The sequence below is a fragment of the Microtetraspora glauca genome, assembly GCF_040656155.1.
GTDB classification, from domain to species: Bacteria; Actinomycetota; Actinomycetes; order Streptosporangiales; family Streptosporangiaceae; genus Microtetraspora; species Microtetraspora glauca.
In genome coordinates this window covers 181,901-200,608 of record NZ_JBFALK010000014.1, presented here as the reverse complement: position 1 = coordinate 200,608, position 18,708 = coordinate 181,901, and the positions used below count along the sequence as shown (strand labels likewise).

At 70.3% G+C, this 18,708-nt stretch carries 24 protein-coding genes; 11 read left to right on the top strand and 13 right to left on the bottom strand.

The features are described from left to right. Positions 1-17: 17 nt before the first annotated feature. Positions 18-641, top strand: coding sequence for a hypothetical protein (locus tag AB0I59_RS25330; RefSeq protein ID WP_358136601.1), 624 nt, complete (start codon positions 18-20; stop codon positions 639-641). Between the two features lie 212 nt (positions 642-853). On the opposite strand, the gene AB0I59_RS25325 is transcribed toward AB0I59_RS25330, so the two are convergent. Further along, on the bottom strand, positions 854-1,390 hold the full coding sequence (locus tag AB0I59_RS25325) for a tetratricopeptide repeat protein (RefSeq protein ID WP_063818663.1): 537 nt from the start codon (positions 1,388-1,390) through the stop codon (positions 854-856). Positions 1,391-1,562: 172 nt separating this feature from the next. Between AB0I59_RS25325 and AB0I59_RS25320 the strand changes: the two genes are divergently transcribed. Continuing rightward, the gene (locus AB0I59_RS25320) at positions 1,563-1,847 is read left to right on the top strand and encodes a hypothetical protein (RefSeq protein ID WP_358136598.1); all 285 of its coding nucleotides are present in this window, start codon (positions 1,563-1,565) and stop codon (positions 1,845-1,847) included. Here AB0I59_RS25320 and AB0I59_RS25315 read toward each other — a convergent pair. Both AB0I59_RS25315 and AB0I59_RS25310 read right to left on the bottom strand, forming a co-directional pair. Beyond that, positions 1,840-2,490 (bottom strand): TetR/AcrR family transcriptional regulator, encoded by a 651-nt coding sequence (locus tag AB0I59_RS25315; protein WP_061253890.1) that lies wholly within the window; start codon positions 2,488-2,490, stop codon positions 1,840-1,842. The genes AB0I59_RS25320 and AB0I59_RS25315 overlap by 8 nt on opposite strands. A 198-nt stretch (positions 2,491-2,688) precedes the next feature. Then, positions 2,689-3,795: a CapA family protein gene (locus AB0I59_RS25310; protein WP_061253891.1), complete on the bottom strand. Its 1,107-nt coding sequence runs from the start codon at positions 3,793-3,795 to the stop codon at positions 2,689-2,691. Between the two features lie 138 nt (positions 3,796-3,933). On the opposite strand from AB0I59_RS25310, the gene AB0I59_RS25305 reads away from it, so the two are divergent. Continuing rightward, entirely contained in the window at positions 3,934-4,074 is a 141-nt protein-coding gene (locus AB0I59_RS25305; protein WP_358136592.1) for a hypothetical protein, read from the top strand. Between the two features lie 121 nt (positions 4,075-4,195). Here the strand turns inward: AB0I59_RS25305 and AB0I59_RS25300 are convergent, their stop codons facing one another. Both AB0I59_RS25300 and AB0I59_RS25295 read right to left on the bottom strand, forming a co-directional pair. Then, positions 4,196-4,402, bottom strand: a complete 207-nt coding sequence (locus AB0I59_RS25300) for a DUF397 domain-containing protein (RefSeq protein ID WP_061253892.1) — start codon at positions 4,400-4,402, stop codon at positions 4,196-4,198. Positions 4,403-4,451: 49 nt separating this feature from the next. Continuing rightward, entirely contained in the window at positions 4,452-5,369 is a 918-nt protein-coding gene (locus AB0I59_RS25295) for a helix-turn-helix domain-containing protein (protein ID WP_358136589.1), read from the bottom strand. A gap of 224 nt (positions 5,370-5,593) precedes the next feature. Here AB0I59_RS25295 and AB0I59_RS25290 point away from each other — a divergent pair, with 224 nt between their 5' ends. From AB0I59_RS25290 to AB0I59_RS25280, 3 genes are all read left to right on the top strand, one after another. Next, positions 5,594-5,809, top strand: coding sequence for a hypothetical protein (locus AB0I59_RS25290; protein ID WP_061253894.1), 216 nt, complete (start codon positions 5,594-5,596; stop codon positions 5,807-5,809). A gap of 197 nt (positions 5,810-6,006) precedes the next feature. Continuing rightward, the gene (locus tag AB0I59_RS25285) at positions 6,007-6,579 is read left to right on the top strand and encodes an HD domain-containing protein (RefSeq protein ID WP_358136725.1); all 573 of its coding nucleotides are present in this window, start codon (positions 6,007-6,009) and stop codon (positions 6,577-6,579) included. A gap of 60 nt (positions 6,580-6,639) precedes the next feature. Further along, positions 6,640-7,551: a Rieske (2Fe-2S) protein gene (locus AB0I59_RS25280; protein WP_061253895.1), complete on the top strand. Its 912-nt coding sequence runs from the start codon at positions 6,640-6,642 to the stop codon at positions 7,549-7,551. A gap of 29 nt (positions 7,552-7,580) precedes the next feature. Here AB0I59_RS25280 and AB0I59_RS25275 read toward each other — a convergent pair whose 3' ends face one another. Then, positions 7,581-7,823: a DUF8836 family protein gene (locus AB0I59_RS25275; RefSeq protein WP_228641257.1), complete on the bottom strand. Its 243-nt coding sequence runs from the start codon at positions 7,821-7,823 to the stop codon at positions 7,581-7,583. Positions 7,824-7,965: 142 nt separating this feature from the next. Between AB0I59_RS25275 and AB0I59_RS25270 the strand changes: the two genes are divergently transcribed. After that, positions 7,966-8,745 carry an IclR family transcriptional regulator gene (locus AB0I59_RS25270; RefSeq protein WP_061253897.1) on the top strand — a complete coding sequence of 260 codons (780 nt, stop codon included), beginning with the start codon at positions 7,966-7,968 and terminating at the stop codon, positions 8,743-8,745. Positions 8,746-8,789: 44 nt separating this feature from the next. Here AB0I59_RS25270 and AB0I59_RS25265 read toward each other — a convergent pair whose 3' ends face one another. The 3 genes from AB0I59_RS25265 to AB0I59_RS25255 form a co-directional block, all read right to left on the bottom strand. Continuing rightward, a complete protein-coding gene (locus AB0I59_RS25265; RefSeq protein ID WP_228641253.1) occupies positions 8,790-9,536 on the bottom strand; it encodes a sulfite exporter TauE/SafE family protein in 747 nt (248 codons plus the stop codon). Positions 9,537-9,649: 113 nt separating this feature from the next. Then, a complete protein-coding gene (locus AB0I59_RS25260; RefSeq protein WP_061253899.1) occupies positions 9,650-10,561 on the bottom strand; it encodes an SPFH domain-containing protein in 912 nt (303 codons plus the stop codon). A gap of 60 nt (positions 10,562-10,621) precedes the next feature. Then, on the bottom strand, positions 10,622-11,410 hold the full coding sequence (locus AB0I59_RS25255) for an ABC transporter ATP-binding protein (RefSeq protein WP_228641249.1): 789 nt from the start codon (positions 11,408-11,410) through the stop codon (positions 10,622-10,624). A 70-nt stretch (positions 11,411-11,480) separates the two neighbouring features. On the opposite strand from AB0I59_RS25255, the gene AB0I59_RS25250 reads away from it, so the two are divergent. Further along, positions 11,481-12,203 (top strand): Rv1486c family protein, encoded by a 723-nt coding sequence (locus AB0I59_RS25250; protein ID WP_061253901.1) that lies wholly within the window; start codon positions 11,481-11,483, stop codon positions 12,201-12,203. 4 nt (positions 12,204-12,207) lie between these two features. On the opposite strand, the gene AB0I59_RS25245 is transcribed toward AB0I59_RS25250, so the two are convergent. Next, positions 12,208-12,837 carry a response regulator gene (locus AB0I59_RS25245; RefSeq protein WP_061253902.1) on the bottom strand — a complete coding sequence of 210 codons (630 nt, stop codon included), beginning with the start codon at positions 12,835-12,837 and terminating at the stop codon, positions 12,208-12,210. Continuing rightward, positions 12,834-13,997, bottom strand: coding sequence for a GAF domain-containing sensor histidine kinase (locus AB0I59_RS25240; RefSeq protein ID WP_228641246.1), 1,164 nt, complete (start codon positions 13,995-13,997; stop codon positions 12,834-12,836). Before AB0I59_RS25240 ends, AB0I59_RS25245 begins: the two co-directional genes overlap by 4 nt. 260 nt (positions 13,998-14,257) lie before the next feature. Here AB0I59_RS25240 and AB0I59_RS25235 point away from each other — a divergent pair, with 260 nt between their 5' ends. The 3 genes from AB0I59_RS25235 (at position 14,258) to AB0I59_RS25225 (ending at position 16,873) form a co-directional block, all read left to right on the top strand. Then, a complete protein-coding gene (locus AB0I59_RS25235) occupies positions 14,258-14,932 on the top strand; it encodes an SDR family NAD(P)-dependent oxidoreductase (protein ID WP_358136581.1) in 675 nt (224 codons plus the stop codon). Then, positions 14,929-16,038, top strand: a complete 1,110-nt coding sequence (locus tag AB0I59_RS25230; RefSeq protein ID WP_358136578.1) for an S-adenosylmethionine:tRNA ribosyltransferase-isomerase — start codon at positions 14,929-14,931, stop codon at positions 16,036-16,038. The genes AB0I59_RS25235 and AB0I59_RS25230 overlap by 4 nt, the downstream gene beginning before the upstream one ends. A 277-nt stretch (positions 16,039-16,315) precedes the next feature. Continuing rightward, positions 16,316-16,873, top strand: a complete 558-nt coding sequence (locus AB0I59_RS25225) for a DUF11 domain-containing protein (RefSeq protein ID WP_061253906.1) — start codon at positions 16,316-16,318, stop codon at positions 16,871-16,873. Positions 16,874-16,941: 68 nt separating this feature from the next. Here the strand turns inward: AB0I59_RS25225 and AB0I59_RS25220 are convergent, their stop codons facing one another. Both AB0I59_RS25220 and AB0I59_RS25215 read right to left on the bottom strand, forming a co-directional pair. Continuing rightward, positions 16,942-17,877 carry a lysophospholipid acyltransferase family protein gene (locus AB0I59_RS25220; protein ID WP_358136574.1) on the bottom strand — a complete coding sequence of 312 codons (936 nt, stop codon included), beginning with the start codon at positions 17,875-17,877 and terminating at the stop codon, positions 16,942-16,944. 11 nt (positions 17,878-17,888) lie between these two features. Beyond that, positions 17,889-18,617, bottom strand: coding sequence for a GNAT family N-acetyltransferase (locus tag AB0I59_RS25215; RefSeq protein ID WP_358136572.1), 729 nt, complete (start codon positions 18,615-18,617; stop codon positions 17,889-17,891). Positions 18,618-18,708 lie beyond the last annotated feature (91 nt).

The following is an 18,708-nucleotide window of genomic DNA, read 5'->3' as shown; positions in this document are numbered from 1 at the left end:
CAATCAGGGGGACTTCGATGTCAGGGACATCACGAAGCATCCGTGGGCGGCATGCCGCGCTGGCCGCCATGACCGCCGGGGTGAGCTGGTTCGCCAGCGGCCAGGCCGTCGCGGCGGCGGGACCGTGCGCGGGTACGACGACCATCGCGGCCTGCGACGCCACGGGCGCGAACGGCCCGGTCAGGGCCGCTCGCGCCATCGCGATCGACCGGGTGGCCGACGCGGCGGGCCTGCCCGGTCTCTCCTCCGCGACCGGCGTGCTGAGCATCGCCGACGCCGGGGGCGCGGCCGCGGGCCAGGGCTATTCCGGACTGCCAGGCACCCCGTCGGTGGCTGACGCTTCGTCTGGAGTGTCCGGTCTGTCGCGCACCCTCACCGTTCCTGTGCGGATTCCGGAGCTGCCGGACGTCCCGGCGCTGCCCGCCGTTCCGGCCCAGCCCGAGGCTCCCGCGCGACAGCCGGTCGCGCCACGGGTCCCGGACGCGCAGGCGGCACCGGCCAAGCAGGCGAAGGTGGAGCGCATCACACCTCGCAAGAAGGTACGGGTCGTGCCGAAGGCTCCGGAGACGCGCCGCGGCAAGAAGGCCGGGTCGGTGGCGGAGATCACCAGGAAGCTGATCGGCACCACGGTCCTGCCGTAGCGGGACCGTACGCGCCTGCCCCCGGGAGTTGACGAGGGCGGGGACGACGAAACGAGAAGGGGCCGCGGTCGCGGCCCCTTCGTCATGTCCGGGCCCGGCCCGCATGCCGGGGCGAAGACCGGCCGCCCGGTGGCAGGGGCGAAGACCGGCCGCCCGGTGGCAGGGGCGAAGACCGGCCGCCCGGCCCCCTGGGAGAAGTCCGGCCGCCCGGGTCAGCGTGCGATGTCGAGCGAGGCGTCCAGGTCGTCCTCCGGCAACCCGAGATCGACCCTGATCCGATATCGGGTGCGGAGCAGTGCCTCCCGCATCGTGGTGCCCTGCGCGCAGGCCGCCGCCCCTTCCGTGGCCCATTCGTGGGCGCCCTCCAGGTCCCCGTACGCGACGAGGGTCTCGGCGACGGTGAGCGCGGTGGCGGGGTTCCAGACGCCGCCCCGGATCGCCGCGATGACCTCTCTCGCCTCGTCAGGCCGGTCGAGCTCGAAGAGCGTGTCGGCGATACCTGAACGCGGATCGACGAGCACGTCGCCCCCGTCGCGCGCGGCCTCGTGGAAACGGTCCAGAGCGGCCGCGGGCTGGCCCGCCTGCCGCCACTCCTCGGCCGCCATGACGAGGATCGCCGCCCGGGAGACCTCTCCGGACTCGTAGAGCCGGGCCAGCGAGTCAAGCTGGCGCGCGAGAGCACCGTGGTCGTCGAGCAGCAGTGCTTGTTCGAGCAGTCGATCCAGCTGCTCATGTGTCACATGTGCCACAGGTGGAGGCTATCGAGGCCGGCCGTGCTTTGCCCGGACAACTGACAGCATTCCTCATAACACGATTTGCGCGCGATCAACTACTAAGCGTGTTTCGAGGCGGATAACCGGGCATATTGCTCTCGCGCACAGAGATCAGAGGGCGGTGATGCGGGTGTTCAGGCAGGTGACCGTGACCCTCTCTTCAGTGATCGCGCTCTCCGCCGTGATCCCCGGTCTCGCCGGCTTCGCCACCGCCAGATCCGAGGCCCTGGAGCGGGCCAACGCGGAGCTGACGCGGCTCCAGACGGAGGTGTACTCCAGCGGCGCCTCCATTCGGCCGGTCTCCGCGTCCTGCCTGATCGCCCGGCCGCTGAAGAAGCGCGCGACATCCGTACAGGTGAAGTACCGCCTGATGCCGCTCTCGGACCAGATGACCGATGAGCGCGAGGAGCTCCGCCGGCACGAGGTCAACTAGCGCGCAGTTGCCGGGAGAGATATCCGCGGACGAGCTGCTTGGCCTCGGCCACGATGTCGGGAGCGCCGTGGGGGTCGTGCCGGAAGGCCAGCTTCAGCACCGCGTCGCCCGCCTCGACCGCGACCAGGACGATTCGGTCCAGCTCCTCGCTGTCGGCCAGGCCGAATTCCTGGAGCAGCAGCGCCCGGAGCCGCCCGGCGATCACGGTGTTGTTCTCGGAGACCGAGTCGAGGAGGTTGAGGTCGACGACGTCGCCGAAGTGGAGCGATCGGAACCCTGGAACGGTCCGATGCATCTCGACGTACTCCTCGATGATCGCGTCGACAGCGTCCCACCAGCCGGCGTAGTCCTCGGTCATGAACCGGCGGCCCACGCGGGTGACGAAGAGCTCGACGTGGCGCCGGGTCAGCGCCTGGCTGATGGCGCGCTTGTCCGGGAAGAACTGGTAGACGGAGCCGATCGCGACACCGGCGCGCTCGGCGATGCGGGTCGTGGTGAGCGCCTCGTAGCCGATCTCGTCCAGCAGCTCGGCGCACGCGTCGAGCATCCGTTCGACCCGGCGGGCGCTGCGGCGCTGGGTCGGCTGGCGGCGGAGCGGATCCGGCGAGGGCTCGTCGACGTCCTCATCAAGCTGGGTGGACATCCCTCCATATTGCCCGTTCGGCGCCCTCCGGTCAGTCCCTCCCGGGCACTCCGCCGATTTGCCCGGGTCTCACCGGTCCCGGATCGCCGAGTGCGCGTCGCCGCACGGACCGCCGCACGGACCGCCGCACTGGTCACCGCACGGTTCGCCGTACGGTCAACCGCACGGATCAGCGCTCCCCGCTCACGGCTCCCGGGATCATTGCGCGGCGGACGGCTTGGCGGACAGGCCGGTGCACTGGCGCAGCGACGTGTACTCCGACAGAGCCTGCGTCCCGGCCGACCCGATCAGCGGAATGGGCACGCCGCCGTTGATGCGGGCGGGGGTCCATCGGTCCTTGAGCACCTTTCGGCCGTTGATCGTGAGCGTCAACACGCCCGTCTTGCCGGTCTCCGGGCCCCAGTTGTAGAAGACGAAGTTGCCCAGGCCGTAGTGCACGTAGCTCCGGCCCGAGTAGCCGCCGCCGAGCAGGATGTGCGCGTGGCTGCCCACGATCACGTCCGCCCCCGCCTGGGACAGCTTGGCGGCGAGGTCGCGCTGGACGTCGGTGGGGCACTTGACCAGTTCGGCACCCCAGTGCAGGAACACGATCACCGTGTCGGAGTTCTTGCGCGCCTGCCGTACCGCCTGGAGGAGGCGCGGCTCGTTCTTGGCGGAGGCGAGGCCGGCCTTGTCGTCCGTGGCGGTCCAGGACTGGATGAACTCGGAGTCGAGCACCTGCGTCGCGCCGATGACCGCCACCCGGTTGCCCTTGACGGTGGTCCGGAACGGCCGGTACGCCTCGGCGGCGTTCTTCCCGACGCCGATGACGGGGAACTTGCTGCGCTTGATCGCGGCGAGCGAGTCCTGAAGGCCGCTCTCCATGTAGTCCATGCCGTGGTTGTTCGCCATGGTCACCGCGTCCACCCCGGCGGCCTTGAGCGCGGTGAAGGCGGTGGCGGGCGCGCGGAAGGTGAACTGCTTGCCCGGCGCCGGTGTGCCACCGGTGGTGATCGCGGTCTCCAGGTTGAGGAGCGTGAGGTCGGACCGGCGCAGCACGTTCGCGATCGGGCCGAGCGCGGTGCGCGGGTTGTTGTTCAGCCGGGTCCGCAGCACCCCCTCGAAGTGCACGTCACCGGCGAAGGAGATCGTGTACGGCTCCGGGCTCGGTTTCGGCTCAGCCGTCGCCGAAGGAACGGCCGCGGAGGCGGCCTTCCCCGAGCTTTCCGGGATCGGCTCACCTTCGGCGGCCGTGCAGGCGGCGGCGAGGAGGGCAAGGGTGACCAGAGCTGCGAAACGAGACTTCACGGCATCCGAGCATGCCATCTCTTTGCCAAATCCGGGGAACGCTCATCCGTCGCCCCACCAAACTGGCAATGCTCATTAAGTCGAACGGTTCAAGTTTTTTGGCCGCGGTGTCAGGCATGGAAGACGCCGGCCGACTTGCGTGAGGCGGGACCGCGGGTGACCGCGGCACGCCCGGCGATCAGGACGACCACGTCCGGCCCCGCGCTGTGGGACAACGCGCTCTCGGAGACCGACGGCGAGCACCTGGTGAGCGACATCGTCGGCCACGCCCCGGCCCCGGGGTCACCTCCGACTTGAAGGAGCGGGTCGTGGACCACTGGACCGACATCCACAAGGCCCTCGCCCAGGGCTTCCGCATCGCCCGACCCGACACGCGTGCGGCCCCCGGCGTCCGACGCCGGGGGCCGCACGCGCGAGCTCAGAGGTCGAACTCACCGTCCTTGACGCCGCCGATGAAGGCGTCCCACTCGCCGGGCGTGAAGACGAGGACAGGACCATCCTGGTCCTTACTGTCACGGACCCCGACGTGCCCCTCGGGGAGCGTCGCCACTTCGACGCAGTTTCCGTTGCCGGCACTGCGGAGGCTCTTTCGCCATGCCGCACCGGAGAGATCGATCGAGTACATTTATGGTCTTTCTCCTCAGGAGACGTCCTGAGGCGATGTAGGGAAGCGCTTACTTCCAGCGTTCGATTGTTTTGCGGATCTGATCTCGACTGGCGTCGACATCGAGGGCCTCGGCCTGCAGGCGGTCGAAGGCGATCTCGTAGCCGTACACGGTCTCCTCCTCTTCCACGAAGCGTGCACCGAAAAGGGACTCCAGGTACACCACGTCGTGGAACTCGGGAAACTTCAGATGAAGAAAAGACCCGGTGTTGACCGGATGGTCGGCATCAAGCGGCAGCACTTGAATCCGGATGTTGGGCAACTCCGACAGGCTCAGCAGGCGATCCAGTTGCGCCCGCATGACCGTGGCGTCCCCGAAACCGCGCAGGAGCACGGACTCGTCCAGAACCACCATCAGGTTCAGTGGCTGGTCGTCCTGGAGGATGATCTGCTGCCGGGCCATCCTCGCCTCGACCCGGCTGCGCACACCCCCTTGGGCGAAACGCGTGATCGGTTGGACCGCTTTGACGATCTCGAGTGCGTACTCCTCGGTTTGCAGGAGGCCGGGCACTACTTGGGGTTCCCAGTTGCGCGCGTAGGTGGCCTCCACCTCCAGCCCCAGGAGCGTGGTGTACTCGTGGGGCAGGGAGCTCTGGTAATCCTCCCACCAGCCCTTTTTCGCGGCGTCGCGATGCAGGTCGAGCAGCTCTTGGCGCTGACCGGAATCAACCTCGTACGCCTCCAGGAGCGCCTCGACGTCCGCCTTCCGCGGCGAGGTCTTGGCGGTCTCGATGCGGCTCACCTTGGCCGCCGACCAGCCGAGCTGAGCGGCGACCTGATCTCCGGTGAGCGCGGCTCGCTCCCGGAGGCGGCGAAGCTCCTGTCCGAGCCTGCGCCGACGGACGGTAGGACTCCCGCGGTCAGACAACCCGGTCGACCTCCTCACGCGCGCCGTGGAGGCATACGGGGCGGACGCCCCTGAAGGCATCGTAATGCAATTTGCACCGATACATGCGGCGCATACCCGGAAGATTGTTGCAACTTTCCTTACGTTGAGTATTGCAAGGAAATCGCTCCGGCGTCACGATCGAAACAACAGGGGTACTCAGGGGAGTGATCGAAACACAGAAGAGCCGGGCCGGAAGGCTGCCACCGCCCGACCCGGCGGACAAGCGAGAGCTCCTCATCGAAGCGGCGAAAGGGGAGTCTCCTATGCATTTCCACGGTACCAATCGGCTCTTACGAATCAAGGCCCAGCTCGGCGTACTCGCGGGCCAGGCCGACCGGGACCTCTGCGTCGACCAGGATTGGTGGGCTCACCGGCTCGGCTGGACGGTCACCCGCACCGGGTTCGGCGCCCGCCACTACCGCGACCCCCGGTTCGACCTCGTACTCGAACTCGAGGCGGCGGGACCGCCGGTGAAGTGAACGCGCGATGAGCGCAGCCCCGAAGCCCGCGCTTCGGGGCTTTTCCCGTCTTCACGACATCCGGTACGGCGACGCCGCGACCACGCGCCATGAACAAGCGCTTGAGTACCGAGCATTCGTTGATCACGGAGATTAGGCTTGTCAGGGTGACCATCGCAACCCAAGAGGATCGCCTGCACGCCCAGATCGGCTTCGCCATGGAGATCGACAAGCTGAAGCGCGTCATCCGCCGCAACACCCTGATCGACGGGTCGCGGAGGGAGAACGGCGCCGAGCACTCCTGGCACGTCGGCATGCTGGCGATGACCATGGGTGAGCACGCTCCTCCCGGGACCGACCTGGAGCGGGTGGTCGCCATGCTGCTCGTCCACGACATCGTGGAGATCGACACAGGAGACTGCTTCCGGCACGACATCCCCCGCGACACACGGCCCGACTTCCAGCAGGACACCCCCGAGCCGGACACGCTCGCCGCCGCCGCACGGATCTTCGCCCTGCTCCCCCACGACCAGGGCATACGGCTGCGCGCGCTGTGGGACGAGTTCGAGGAGCGGCGCACACCGGAGGCGAGGTTCGCCAAGGCGCTCGACCGGCTGGCCCCCGTCCTGGCCAACCACAACAACGAGGGCGGGACCTGGGCCCTCTACAAGGTCACGGCCCGCCACCTGGCGGACAGCGTCCGGATCATCCGCGAGGGATCCACCACGCTGGGCGCCTACGCCGCCGAACTCGTCGAGTCCTCCGTCGCCCGAGGTCACCTGGCTCCGTGACGTCCACAGCGGTGTTCGCCCGTCCAGGCCGGGGGTAAGTGCTGGATGTAGGGGGGCGAAATGGACAAGACGACCAGGTCGCGGCGTGCGATCCGGCTGACGCGCAAGGTCCCGTCGGGCAACCTTCTCGACGGACTCGAGCAGGTCACGACCTTCGACCGGCCGATCCGCAGCATCGCGAAAGCCGTACGCCGCAAGATCGGGCCGGGGCCGTTGCGCGACACGCTGCACGGCGTCCCCATCGGGCATCCCCTTCACCCCTCGCTGGCGACGATCGGCATCGGCTGCTGGGTGGCGGCAGCCGTACTGGACTGGACCCGTGCGGACGGGCGGGCGGCCCGGGTGCTGCTGGCCACGGGAATCGGCACCGCCCTCCCGACGGCCGCCGCCGGACTGACCGACTGGTCGACGCTCCATCGTGAGCAGCAGCGCGTCGGCTTCGTCCACGCGCTGACCAACGCGACCGCGACCGGCCTCTACACGGCGTCGCTGCTCCTGCGGATGGCCGGGAAGGAGCGGGCGGGCCGGTTCTTCTCCTTCGCCGGGCTCGGCGCGGTGCTCGGCGGCGCCTACCTTGGCGGCCACCTGGCCTACCGGCAGGCCGCCGGCGCCAATCACGCCGAGTCGCTCAGCCACCTGGTGCCGCTCGGCTGGCACGACCTGTGCGCGCTCAAGGACCTGCCCAACGGGCGGCCCGTCACCCGGCGGCTGGGGTACATCGACCTGTTCGTCCTCCGCCTGGGCGACGGCGTGACCGTGCTGGCCGACCGTTGCTCGCACCTGGCCGGGCCGCTGCACCAGGGCCGGCTCGTCATGGAGCACGGCGAACCGTGCGTCATCTGCCCCTGGCACGGCAGCGTCTTCCGCATCTCGGACGGCACGGTCGCGCATGGCCCGGCGACCTCGCGGCAGCCGGCCTTCCAGACCCGCCTCCGCCGGGACGGCACCGTGCAGGTCCGCCCGGCCCCGTGACCGTCCGAGGACTCGCGCCTGACGGCCGGTCAGTCGCCGGAGCGGCGGTCGTCGGCCGGATGTTCGACCAGCGCGAGGATCCGGCTGGACATGAATCGCGCGGTGCGGATCGGGGTGCCGGTCCGCGTCACCTCGCTGACCTCGACGATGCCACGGCCCGTGGTGATCTCGACCCGCCTGCCCGCCTTGGTCGCGACCACTTCGTATGTGCGGGGGGTGCCGCCCGCATCGATGACGATCTCCACCCGGTCGCCCTTCACAAAGGTGTACATACCCGGCGAACAACCATCGATCACCTATGCGGGCGCCCCGACCGACCCGGACCGAACAGTTGACCGTCGACAGAGATTATTCTGGATGACAGGATGCTGTCTCGCAGAACGCAACGAACCGCGCACGACCGGGATGACTGACATGGGTGATGACGCCAGGCCCGTTCACGAGGACTCCTCCGACGGGAAGGTGGCTCCGGCCATCCAGACGGTGCAGCGTGCCGCGCTGATCCTCAGCGCCTTCACGGTCAGCCGTCCCCAGCTCAGCCTCAACGAGATCACCACGAGTCTGGGCACGAGCAAGGCGACCGCGCACCGGTACACGAAGGCCCTGCGCGAGAGCAACCTGCTGCGCTACGACGACCGAGAGGCGCTGTACTCCCTGGGGCCGCAGATCCTGACGTTGTCCGCCGCCGCGCGGGCCGGGATGCCGGTGATCGGCATCGCCGGGCCGTACATGCAGCGGCTGGTCCGCGAGATCGACGAGACCGTCGTGCTGAGCGTCTGGGACGGCGACACCGCCGTCGTCGTCCGGGTGGACGACAACACCGACCGCATCATCCGGGTCAGCGTACGGACCGGATCCCGGCTGTCCCGCACCGAATCCGCCCAGGGCCGGGTCTTCTGCGCCTTCCTTCCGGAGGAGGAGGTTCCGGGGCTCGCGCAGGATGTGCAGGCGTCCGCCGAACTGCGCCGGGAGCTGGAGAAGATCCGGCGGAACAACATCTCGGCCAACACCCCGTCCGTCAACGGTGTGCGCAGCATCGCGGCGCCGCTGTTCCGCGGCGACACGCTCGTCGCCGCGATGGCGATCGTGGGAACGACCGCCTCCGTGCCCGAGGGCACCCGCTCACCGCTCGCCGAGGCGCTCAAGCGGGCCGCCGCCGAGGTCAGCACGGAGCTGGGCCGGGAAGCGCGCTAGGCATCGGGCTGGACCCGCTCCGGAACCGGAGCGGCGGCCGCGGTTCAGGCCAGCAGTTTGACGATCGCCACGATGCCGATGCAGACGATCACGCCGCGCAGCACCGGAGCCGGCAGCTTGCGGCCCACCCGGGCGCCGAGGAAGCCACCGACCGCGGTGCCCAGCGCGACCAGCAGCGCGGCCGTCCAGTCCACATGCGCGACCAGCGTGAACAGGATCGCCGCGGTCAGGTTGACCAGCAGCGACAGCAGGTTCTTGGCGGCGTTGACGCGCTGCAGCTCCTCGTCGAGGAAGACGCCGAGCAGGCCGATCAGCACGACACCCTGAGCCGCGCCGAAATAGCCGCCGTACATCCCAGCGCCCAGCACGCCCAGCCACAACCAGGGCCCTCCATGCGGGTGCGTACGCCGCCCGGCCAGCCAGCCGTTGAGCTTCGGCTGCACGACGACGAGCACGCAGGCCGCCCCGATCAGGACGGGGACGATGATCTGGAAGGCCTTCTCCGGCAACTGGAGGAGCAGCACACCGCCGATGAGCGAGCCGATGACGGACGCGACACCGAGCCTCATCAGCCGAGCCCGCTGCCCCTTGAGCTCGGGCAGATAGCCGAGCACACCGGTGACGCCTCCGGGGACCAGCCCAACGTTGTTGGAGACGTTCGCCACGACGGGAGGGAGACCCACCGCGAGCAGCGTCGGGAACGTGATGAGCGACCCCGATCCGACGACCGCGTTGATGCCCCCGGCCCCGATACCGGCCGCGAACACCGCGGCCGCCTCCCACGGCGTCACGATCTCTGCTCCCTCGAACGACTATCGCCCGATGCTATGGGGACGTCCGCCGGAGCCGCCCAGGCGGGGTACGGCAACGCGAACCGCGGCCGTGCCGTACGGGGAACCGCCGGTCAGGCGGGATCCTTGGTCGGGGCGAAGAGGCCGCCGAGGTTCTCCAGGGCCTTGCCCATCTCGGAGGGGATGATCCACACCTTGTTGGCGTCGCCCTTGGCGATCTCGGGCAGGGTCTGGAGGTACTGGTAGGCCAGCAGCCGCTGGTCGGGATTGCCCTCGTGGATCGCCCGGAACACCATCGCGATGGCGTCGGCCTGGCCCTTGGCCCGCATCGCCTGCGCCTCCGCGTCGGCCTGGGCCCGGAGCACGACGGCCTCCGCCTCCCCCCTGGCCTTGAGCACGGCGGACTCCCGCTCACCCTGGGCGGTCAGGATGGCCGCCTGCTTCTGCCCCTCGGCACTGAGGATGGCGGCCCGCTTGTCACGGTCGGCCCGCATCTGCTTCTCCATCGAGTCCTGGATGGAGGGGGGCGGGTCGATCGCCTTGAGCTCGACCCGGTTCACCCGGATGCCCCATTTGCCGGTCGCGTCGTCGAGCACCCCGCGCAGCTCCGTGTTGATCTCCTCGCGGGAGGTCAGCGTGCGCTCCAGGTCCATGCCGCCGACCACGTTGCGCAGCGTCGTCACGGTGAGCTGCTCCACCGCGATGATGAAGCTCGCGATCTCGTACGTGGCGGCCTTGGGGTCGGTCACCTGGAAGTAGATGACGGTGTCGATCGACACGACGAGGTTGTCGGAGGTGATCACCGGCTGTGGTGGGAAGGTGACGACCTGCTCGCGCAAATCCACCTCGACCTTGATCCGGTCGATGAACGGGACGACGATGTTCAGCCCGGCGTTCAGCGTGCGGTGGTAGCGGCCGAACCGCTCGACGATGCTCGCCGTGGCCTGGGGGATGATCCGGATCGTCCGGGTCAGCGCGAAGCCCGCGAGCGCGACCACGACCACGGCGGCGATGAGCTGAGCCATCCGTCAACTCCAGTCCTTGGGTCTCGACTGGATGCTATGTGGTTTTGCCTTTACGCGCGGTCAGAACGGCCGGGCGTACCAGCGGTCGCCGGAACCCCGGTCGAGCCGCAGCGGCACGCCGAAGGTGCGGGACAGGTTGTCTCCGGTCATCACCGACTCCACCGGGCCCTGAGCGACCACGGAACCGTGGCGCAACAGCATCACGTGGGTGAACCCGCTCGGGATCTCCTCGACGTGGTGGGTGACCAGGACCATCGTCGGCGCCTTCGGGTCGCGCGCGAGCGCCCCGAGGCGGCGGACCAGGTCCTCACGCCCGGCCACGTCGAGCCCGGCGGCGGGCTCGTCGAGCAGCAGGAGCTCGGGGTCCGGCATCAGGGCCCGGGCGATCTGCACCCGCTTGCGCTCTCCCTCGGACAGCGTGCCGAAGCGCCGCCTGATCAGGTGGGCGCAGCCGAGCTGGTCGATGAGCTCGACCGCGCGGGTGACGTCGTGGGAGTCGTACTCCTCGTTCCACCTGCCGAGGATGGCGTAGGACGCGGTCAGCACCAGGTCGATGACCTTCTCGTCCGGCGGCACCCGCTCGGCCAGCGCGGCGCTGGCGAGGCCGATTCTCGGGCGCAGGTCGAAGACGTCCGCCTGGCCGAGCCGCTCGCCGAGGATCTCGACCGATCCCTCCGAGGGGAAGAGCAGCGCCCCTGCCACCTGAAGCAACGTGGTCTTGCCCGCGCCGTTGGGACCGATGACGACCCAGCGCTCGTCCTCGCGGACGGACCAGTCGACGGCACGCAACAGCGCCGCGCCGTCCCTGCGAACCGTGACGTCCCGAAGCCGCAGCACCTGACCGCCCATGAGGCCCCCTCCTGTGGTTACTCCAGATAAAACTATTGCAGCCGGTCGGCATATCGTGGATCGGGTGCGTATGGATTCACCGATCTCAGCCGTCCTCGTCTCGTGGGGAAACGCCTGGCTCGGCGGCCACGTCGGACTCGACGAGGCCGTGGACCGCGTCGAGCGCGCAGGTGGTCCCCAGGTCGTGGCCGACGGCCCCATGGAATCGACGCTCCGCGCGTTCCTCGCCGGGCTCCGGTCGGAGGGCCTCGACTCGTTCCGGCTGGCCCTGCCGGTCCCCGGCGACCCGCTCGGGCTGGCCGGCCCGCCCGCCTTCAACATCAGCGCCATCGACGCCGGTCAGGCCGTGATAGCCGTACTGCGCGGCCGGCGCCTCGGCCTGGTGCCCGAGTCCGACAGACGGGGCTCGTCGTACTCGGGGGTGCGCTGGACGGTCGTCGAGTCGGCGGACAGCGAGCCCTACGTGCCGTCGCTGGCCGAGGCCGAGCATGCCCTGACCAGCGCCATGCGGACCGCGACGGACGTTTTGCACGGCGTGGCGGGTCCCGGCGCCGGGACTCCCACCTTGGAGGACATCGGCGAGGATCTCGCCCCCGGCTATCCCGGACGCGCCCACAGGGTCGGCGCCCTCGCGGCCCGGCTGGCCGTGGCGCTCCGCCTCGCCGGGGAGCGCGGCCTGACCTCCGGGCAACTCGCCGTGCGGAGCGAGGCCCTGCGCGAGCTGGACCGGGCCGTACGGCGGGCACGGGTGGCCGCCCACCACGCCATCGTGGAGGGGCAGCGGCAGGGCTGAGCCCTCAGGCGAGGCCATGCCGTACCGCGAAGAGGGCGGCCTGGGTCCGGTCCTGGACGCCGAGCTTCATCAGAACGTTGGAGACATGGGTCTTCACGGTCTTCTCCGCGACGAGCAACTCCCGGGCGATCTCCCGGTTGGACCGGCCCCCGGCGATCAGCCGCAGGACCTCGCGCTCCCTGTCCGTGAGTCCCGCGCCCGCCTCCGCCGGGCGGCGGTCCTCACTGGAGATCATGGCCTCGGCGGCTTCGGGGGCGAGCAGCACCTGGCCTCCGTGGACCGCCCGGATGGCCTGGACCAGGGCGGTGGGATCGACGTCCTTGTAGAGGAACCCGGCCGCTCCGGCCCGCATGGCGGGCGCGACGTCGCCCCGATCGCTGACCGAGGTCAGCACGATCACGCGCGTGCCGTGCTCACCGGCCGCGCTGAGCCGGGTCAGCGCGCCCAGGCCGTCGAGCACGGGCATCTTCAGGTCGAGGAGCAGGATGTCCGGCCGGAGCGACTCGGCCAGCTCGACCGCCTCCGCGCCGTCGGCCGCCTCGCCCACGACGGCCAGGTCCTCCTGGATCTCCAGGAATGTGCGCAGGCCCTGCCGGACGATCGGGTGGTCGTCGGCGATCAGGACACGGATCATGCGGGCACCACCAGACGGACCGTCGTACCCGCTCCGGGGGCGGCGACCACCTCGAGCGATCCCCGGGCGTTCTCCGCGCGGTCGCGCATCGAGGCCAGGCCGAGCCCTCGGGCGGCGTCGGCCGCGAGGTCGAACCCCTTCCCGTCGTCGCCGACCTCCAGGACCAGCGTGGTGTCGAGGCGCGAGAGCCGTACGTCGATGTGGGCGGCCTCGGCGTGCCGCAGCGCGTTGTGCAGCGCCTCCTGTGCCACCCGCAGCACGGTGACTTCGGCGGTGACGTCGGCCCGCGGCGCTCCGGCGGGATCGCCGTCGAAAGTGAAACGCGCCGACACCGGATGCAGCCGGTCGAGCAGGTGGACGTGCTTGCGCAGGGTCTCGACCAGGCCGTGCCGGTCGAGCTCGGCCGGGCGCAGCTCGACGATCACAGCGCGCAACTCGGCCAGCGCCTCACCCGCCAGGCGCCGCACCTGGTCGATCTCCCTCGCCGCCCGCGCGGGATCGGTCTCCAGCAGCGACGCGGCGGCCTGCGCGGTCAGCCGCAGCGAGAACAGCTTCTGCGTGACGGCGTCGTGGAGTTCGTGCGCCATGCGCGTGCGCTCTTCGATCACGGTCAGCTCGCGTCCGCGCTCGTAGAGCCTGGCGTTGGTGAGCGCGATGGCGGCGTGCGCCGCGAACATCGTGAGCAGTTCCTCGTCGGCGGCGGTGAACCCGCCGGGCGTGCGCTTGTTGGAGAGGAAGATGATGCCGAGGACCTGGTCCCCGTCGCGGATCGGCACGCCGAGGAAGTCCTTGAGCACGGGATGCGCCCTCGGCCACCACTCGAACCGCGGATCCTTGCGGATGTCGGGCAACCGGACCGGATCGCCCTCGCGGAGCATCGCGCCGAGCATGCCGTGTTGCCGCGGGGTCGGGCCGATGGCCTCCCACTGCTCCTCGGACATGCCCTCGGCGACGAACTCGGCGAACGCGCCCTGGTCGTCGGGGACGCCGAGCGCGGCGTAGCGCGCGTCGAGCAGCTGGCCCGCCGAGCGCACGATGACCTGCAGCACCTCGCGCACCGAGAGGTGCCGGGTGACGGCGAGCACGGCCGAGCTGACGGCGTGCAGGACGGCGTCACGACCGGAGGTGTCCGGTGGTCGGTCATGTGTTCGCTCGGCCACGCCCCCACCATATGGTGGGCCGCCGACATATCCGCGCCGGCCCGGGGCCTCCGGGGCCGGTCCCGCCGGTCTTGCCGCCGGTCTTGCCGCCGGTCTTGCCGCCGGTCTTGCCGCTGGTCGTCCTGCCGGTCGGCGAGACGGTCCCGCCGGTCGTCGGGATGGTCCCGCCGGTCCTAGGGCTGGTCCTAGGGCGAACGCCCGGGCCGGGCACGGCCTCGCGCCCGATGTACGGCGAGCGCCGGGTTCCTAGCGTGAGCGCCATGAAGCACGCACTCATCACCGGCGCATCCCGAGGACTCGGGCTGGCGCTCGCCAGGTCTCTCGCGGCGGACGGGTGGGCGCTCACGCTCACCGCCCGGGGCGAGGAGGATCTCCACTGCGCCGCCTTCGACCTCGACACCTCCGCCGACGTGACCGCCATCGCGGGGGACGTGACAGATCCCGCCCATCGCGCCCGGCTGGCGGAGGCCGTACCGCGTCTGGATCTGCTGGTGAACAACGCCAGCGGGCTGGGGGCGGTGCCGCTTCCCCCGCTCGCCGGATATCCGCTCGACGACCTGCGCGACCTGTTCGAGACCAACGTGATCGCCCCGCTCGCGCTGATCCAGGCCACGCTGCCCGCTCTTCGCGCGCGCGGCGGAGCGGTGCTGAACATCTCGTCCGACGCGGCGGTCGAGCCGTACGAGGGCTGGGGCGGCTACGGGGCGACCAAGGCCGCGCTGGACCAGATCTCCAACGTGCTGGCCGTCGAGGAGCCCGGCATCACGGTCTGGTGGGTGGACCCCGGAGAGATGCGTACGCGGATGCTCGCCGACGCCGTGGGCGCGGAGGAGGCGGCCGCCGCTCCCGAGCCGGAGACCGTGGCCTCCGCGTTGCTGCGCCTCATCGCCGCCCGACCGGCCGGCGGCAGGTTCACGCGGGACGCACTCGAATGAGCCCGGCCATCGACTTCACGCTGCCCGCCGTACGGGAGGCGCACGAGCCCCCGGAGGCGCGCGGGCTCGGGCGGGACGGGGTGCGGCTGCTCGTCTCGCGCAAGGACACCGGGGAGATCGGACATCGGGCGTTCCGGGACCTGCCCGCGATCCTCGCGCCCGGCGACCTGCTCGTGGTGAACAACTCCGCGACCATGGCCGCCGCCGTACGGCTCGATCGCCTGGCCGTGCACTTCTCCGGCGAACTGCCCACGGGAGAGTGGCTGATCGAGCTCAGGCGGCGTACGGGCGGGGCCACCGAGCCCTACATGGGAGGGGCGCCGGGAGAGTGGTTGCCCCTGCCAGGACAGGCCACACTGCGGCTCGTGTCCCGGGAGACGCCACGGTTGTGGCGTGCCGTCCTGAACCGTGACGTGCCGTCCTATCTGGAGAGGTACGGCGTGCCGATCCGCTACTCGTACGTGGCGCGGGACTGGCCGCTGGACCACTACCAGACCGTGTTCGGGGTCGAGCCGGGCAGCGCGGAGATGCCGAGCGCGGGGCGCCCGTTCACGGCGGCCCTGGTCACCGCGCTGGTCTCGCGGGGCGTCACAGTCGCGCCGATCACGCTGCACACCGGGGTCGCGTCGCCGGAGAAGGACGAACCGCCGTATCCCGAGCGGTTCTCCGTGCCCGCGTCCACGGCCCGGCTGGTGAACCTCACACGCGAGAACGGCGGGCGGGTCATCGCCGTCGGCACGACGGTGGTGCGCGCGCTGGAGAGCGCGGCTCTGCCCCGGCCCGACCTGGCCCGGCCTGATCTGATCGGGCCCGATCTGACCCTGCCTGATCCGCCCCGGGCTGATCTGGTCGGCCCTGCGCGGACCGGGCCTGGGCGGACCGGGCCTGTGTGGGCGGCCGAAGGGTGGACGTCGCACATCGTGACCCCATCCGAAGGCGTACGGGCGGTGGACGGGCTGCTCACGGGGCTGCACGAGCCACGCTCCAGCCACCTCATGATGTTGTCGGCCATCACAGAGCAGGACCTGCTGTCCCGCTCCTATCGGGCCGCGCTCGATGAGGGCTACCTCTGGCACGAGTTCGGGGACACGCACCTCATCCTCTAGCGCCCAGCCCGCAGCCCCGCACAGGCAGCCGCCCCCGCACAGGCAACCAGCCGAGCCCAGACTCCGCGCGACAACCACCCCGGCACGGACTCTGCGCAGACGGCCGGTCCGGCGCAGACAACCAGGACAAATGGCGACATTTCGCCTTTAAACCTAAATTGAGTAAAGTATCCATAAAAAAGATCTTTACGCATGATCCCAGAAGTGGTAGAAACCTTTGCGTTTACTGGGGGGCCTTTCTTCAACTTCCCCCCTTCGTCCTCTGGGAGACAAACACATGCGTCACCCGATCGCAAAGATCGCCATGCTCGCGCTGGTCGCCCCGCTCACGGGGGCCACGCTTCTCGCTACCGCGCCGGCCGGCGCCACCGCGGCGTCCGTCGCCAGGGCCGACGATCCGTACAGCATCTTCAAGATCTCCAACGTGAAGTACACGAAGAAGGCCAAGGCGGGCGCGACGGTCAAGTACTCCTTCACCGCGACCAACACCGGTCCGCACCCCGCGGACTATTACTACATCGGCGGCATCCTGCCCAAGGGCGTCGACACCAAGAAGAAGCTCTACTGGGACGGCCCCAAGGGCACGAAGTGCGACTGGGAGGGCCGCGAGTTCTGGTGCTGGACCCCGCACGTCCTTGACGTCGACGAGAGCGACTGGCTCTACATCGAGTTCCGCCTGAAGAAGACCGCGCGTGGCGCCCAGGTGGGCGAGGTCGGCGCGATCAACTTCGACGTTCCCCACGGCGCCGAGAACCTCGACAAGAAGCGCCTCAAGGAGCTCGGCATCAAGGGCTGGATCTACACCAGGAAGATCAAGACCCAGGTCGTTCGCTAGTGCTCCTCCCGGCACTGGATCGGACCTGACGGACCTTCCTCGCCGCACGCTGACGCGAGCGGCGTCCGTCAGACCAGATACGGCGACCTGAGCACGGTGACGCCCGCCCGGCCCGACCGGGCGGGCGTTTCGCGTTCCATCACGCCGTGCTGCTCCGTCACGCCCGTCCGCACGTACGCCTCGGCGATCCTGGCCAGGGCTCCGCGCTCCTCCTGCCGCCTCCCCGACCGCGCGAGCCGTACCTCGGGGAACCGCGTCACCTCCACCACGAGCCTCCGCGTCGCCACCACGCGGAGGATCGAGGCGAGAAGCGTGTCATCCCCGACATAGCAGCCTCGGGTGGACGTCGTCTCACCTTCCCGGTAACGCAGCGTCACCGGCCTCACGGCCGCCCCCGCGTCGATCGCCGCCTGGAACACCGCGGGCCGGAACTCCCCCATGCCGCGCCCGCACCACGTCGTCCCCTCGGGGAACGCCGCGACCGTGTCGCCCGCGCGCAGGGCCGCGGCGACACTCCCGACCACCTCCGGCAACGCCGACAGCCGTTCCCTGTCGATGAACAGCACGCCCGACCCGGCCGCGAGCGTACGGATCAGCGGCCAGGCGCCGATCTCCCGCTTGGCGAGGGGCCGCGACGCCACGGTCGCCGCCACCACGAGCGGGTCCAGCCAGGACACGTGATTCGCCACGATGAGCGTCCCGCGGCCCTCCTCCGGCTCGGCCCCCGTCACGGGCGATCCGGCGACGAACGCGAACCCTCTCCGCACGTCCAGCCTGACGCCGAGCGCGCGGAGCAGCGCCCGCGCCCACACCGTCACGATCCGGCCCCTGCGGGCCGTACGTGCCCCTCTGGCGACGAGGGAGAGGGGGATCCCGGCGAGCAGCACGAGCGCCGCGGCGGCCAGCCGTACGGCACGGCGGACCGGGCCCGCGGCGGCCTCCGCGGGCCGCACGCACGCCTCTGGCGAGCACGGGCTCACCCGCAGCCACGGGTTGGCACCCACGAGCGGCGCCGTCACCTGAGGCCGCCGAGGAAGTGCCGCAGGTAACGCCGGTCCACCTGTGCCATGGACAGAAGCACGAAGAAATCGGCGGTGCCGAAATCCGGATCATGAGCCGGGGCACCGCACACCCACGCCCCCAGGCGCAGATACCCGCGAAGCAGCGCGGGCGGCACGAACCGCCCGGACGGCTCCACCGCCGTCCCGCCCCAGGGCTTCCGCCACGGGGTGCGCGGCCGGACGCGGTACTCCTCGGGGCCGAGAGGGACTCGGTCCATGACCTCCGCGGCCGCCACGCCGCCGTCGTCCAGGGGAATCGAGCAGCACCCGCCCAGCCAGCGGAAGCCTCCGTCGACCATGTAGCGCGCGATGCCGGCCCACAGCAGGGCGACGACGGCGCCCTCACGGTGGTCGGGGTGCACGCAGGTGCGCCCGACCTCGACCATGTCCCCCCTGACCCCGGCGAGTCCGCCGAGATCGAACTCCGTGTCGGCGTACAGCCGGTCCGCCCGGCGCGGCGGCAGCAGCCGGTACGTCCCGACCACCTCACGTCCCTCTCGGACGAGAAGGTGATCGCAATAGGCGTCGAAGCCGTCCACGTCGAGCCCGGAGACGGGAGTGTCGAGCCGTGCCCCCATCTCCTCGGCGAACACGCGGTGCCGGAGCCGCTGGGCGGCCTGCAGGTCAGCCGCGCTCGCGGCCATGCCGACCGTGTAGCGGCCGGTGTCGAGAGAGATCGTCATGGGCGCGCGTCCTTCCCTGAAAGCGTCTCGCGACCATCACGACATGCCGAAATGACCGCCGCGCCTCACGGCGAAGGCACTCAGGCGTCCG

Bases quoted from the DNA above. Each gene is read 5' to 3' on its own strand.
- AB0I59_RS25260 (WP_061253899.1), bottom strand. From the start codon at position 10,561: ATGGCTCAGCTCATCGCCGCCGTGGTCGTGGTCGCGCTCGCGGGCTTC.
- AB0I59_RS25290 (WP_061253894.1), top strand. From the start codon at position 5,594: ATGCATTTCCACGGTACCAATCGGCTCTTACGAATCAAGGCCCAGCTC.
- AB0I59_RS25330 (WP_358136601.1), top strand. From the start codon at position 18: ATGTCAGGGACATCACGAAGCATCCGTGGGCGGCATGCCGCGCTGGCC.
- AB0I59_RS25235 (WP_358136581.1), top strand. From the start codon at position 14,258: ATGAAGCACGCACTCATCACCGGCGCATCCCGAGGACTCGGGCTGGCG.
- AB0I59_RS25280 (WP_061253895.1), top strand. From the start codon at position 6,640: ATGGACAAGACGACCAGGTCGCGGCGTGCGATCCGGCTGACGCGCAAG.
- AB0I59_RS25250 (WP_061253901.1), top strand. From the start codon at position 11,481: ATGGATTCACCGATCTCAGCCGTCCTCGTCTCGTGGGGAAACGCCTGG.
- AB0I59_RS25255 (WP_228641249.1), bottom strand. From the start codon at position 11,410: ATGGGCGGTCAGGTGCTGCGGCTTCGGGACGTCACGGTTCGCAGGGAC.
- AB0I59_RS25215 (WP_358136572.1), bottom strand. From the start codon at position 18,617: ATGACGATCTCTCTCGACACCGGCCGCTACACGGTCGGCATGGCCGCG.
- AB0I59_RS25245 (WP_061253902.1), bottom strand. From the start codon at position 12,837: ATGATCCGTGTCCTGATCGCCGACGACCACCCGATCGTCCGGCAGGGC.
- AB0I59_RS25310 (WP_061253891.1), bottom strand. From the start codon at position 3,795: ATGGCATGCTCGGATGCCGTGAAGTCTCGTTTCGCAGCTCTGGTCACC.
- AB0I59_RS25275 (WP_228641257.1), bottom strand. From the start codon at position 7,823: ATGTACACCTTTGTGAAGGGCGACCGGGTGGAGATCGTCATCGATGCG.
- AB0I59_RS25300 (WP_061253892.1), bottom strand. From the start codon at position 4,402: ATGTACTCGATCGATCTCTCCGGTGCGGCATGGCGAAAGAGCCTCCGC.
- AB0I59_RS25315 (WP_061253890.1), bottom strand. From the start codon at position 2,490: ATGTCCACCCAGCTTGATGAGGACGTCGACGAGCCCTCGCCGGATCCG.
- AB0I59_RS25285 (WP_358136725.1), top strand. From the start codon at position 6,007: ATGGAGATCGACAAGCTGAAGCGCGTCATCCGCCGCAACACCCTGATC.
- AB0I59_RS25230 (WP_358136578.1), top strand. From the start codon at position 14,929: ATGAGCCCGGCCATCGACTTCACGCTGCCCGCCGTACGGGAGGCGCAC.
- AB0I59_RS25225 (WP_061253906.1), top strand. From the start codon at position 16,316: ATGCGTCACCCGATCGCAAAGATCGCCATGCTCGCGCTGGTCGCCCCG.
- AB0I59_RS25295 (WP_358136589.1), bottom strand. From the start codon at position 5,369: ATGCCTTCAGGGGCGTCCGCCCCGTATGCCTCCACGGCGCGCGTGAGG.
- AB0I59_RS25270 (WP_061253897.1), top strand. From the start codon at position 7,966: ATGGGTGATGACGCCAGGCCCGTTCACGAGGACTCCTCCGACGGGAAG.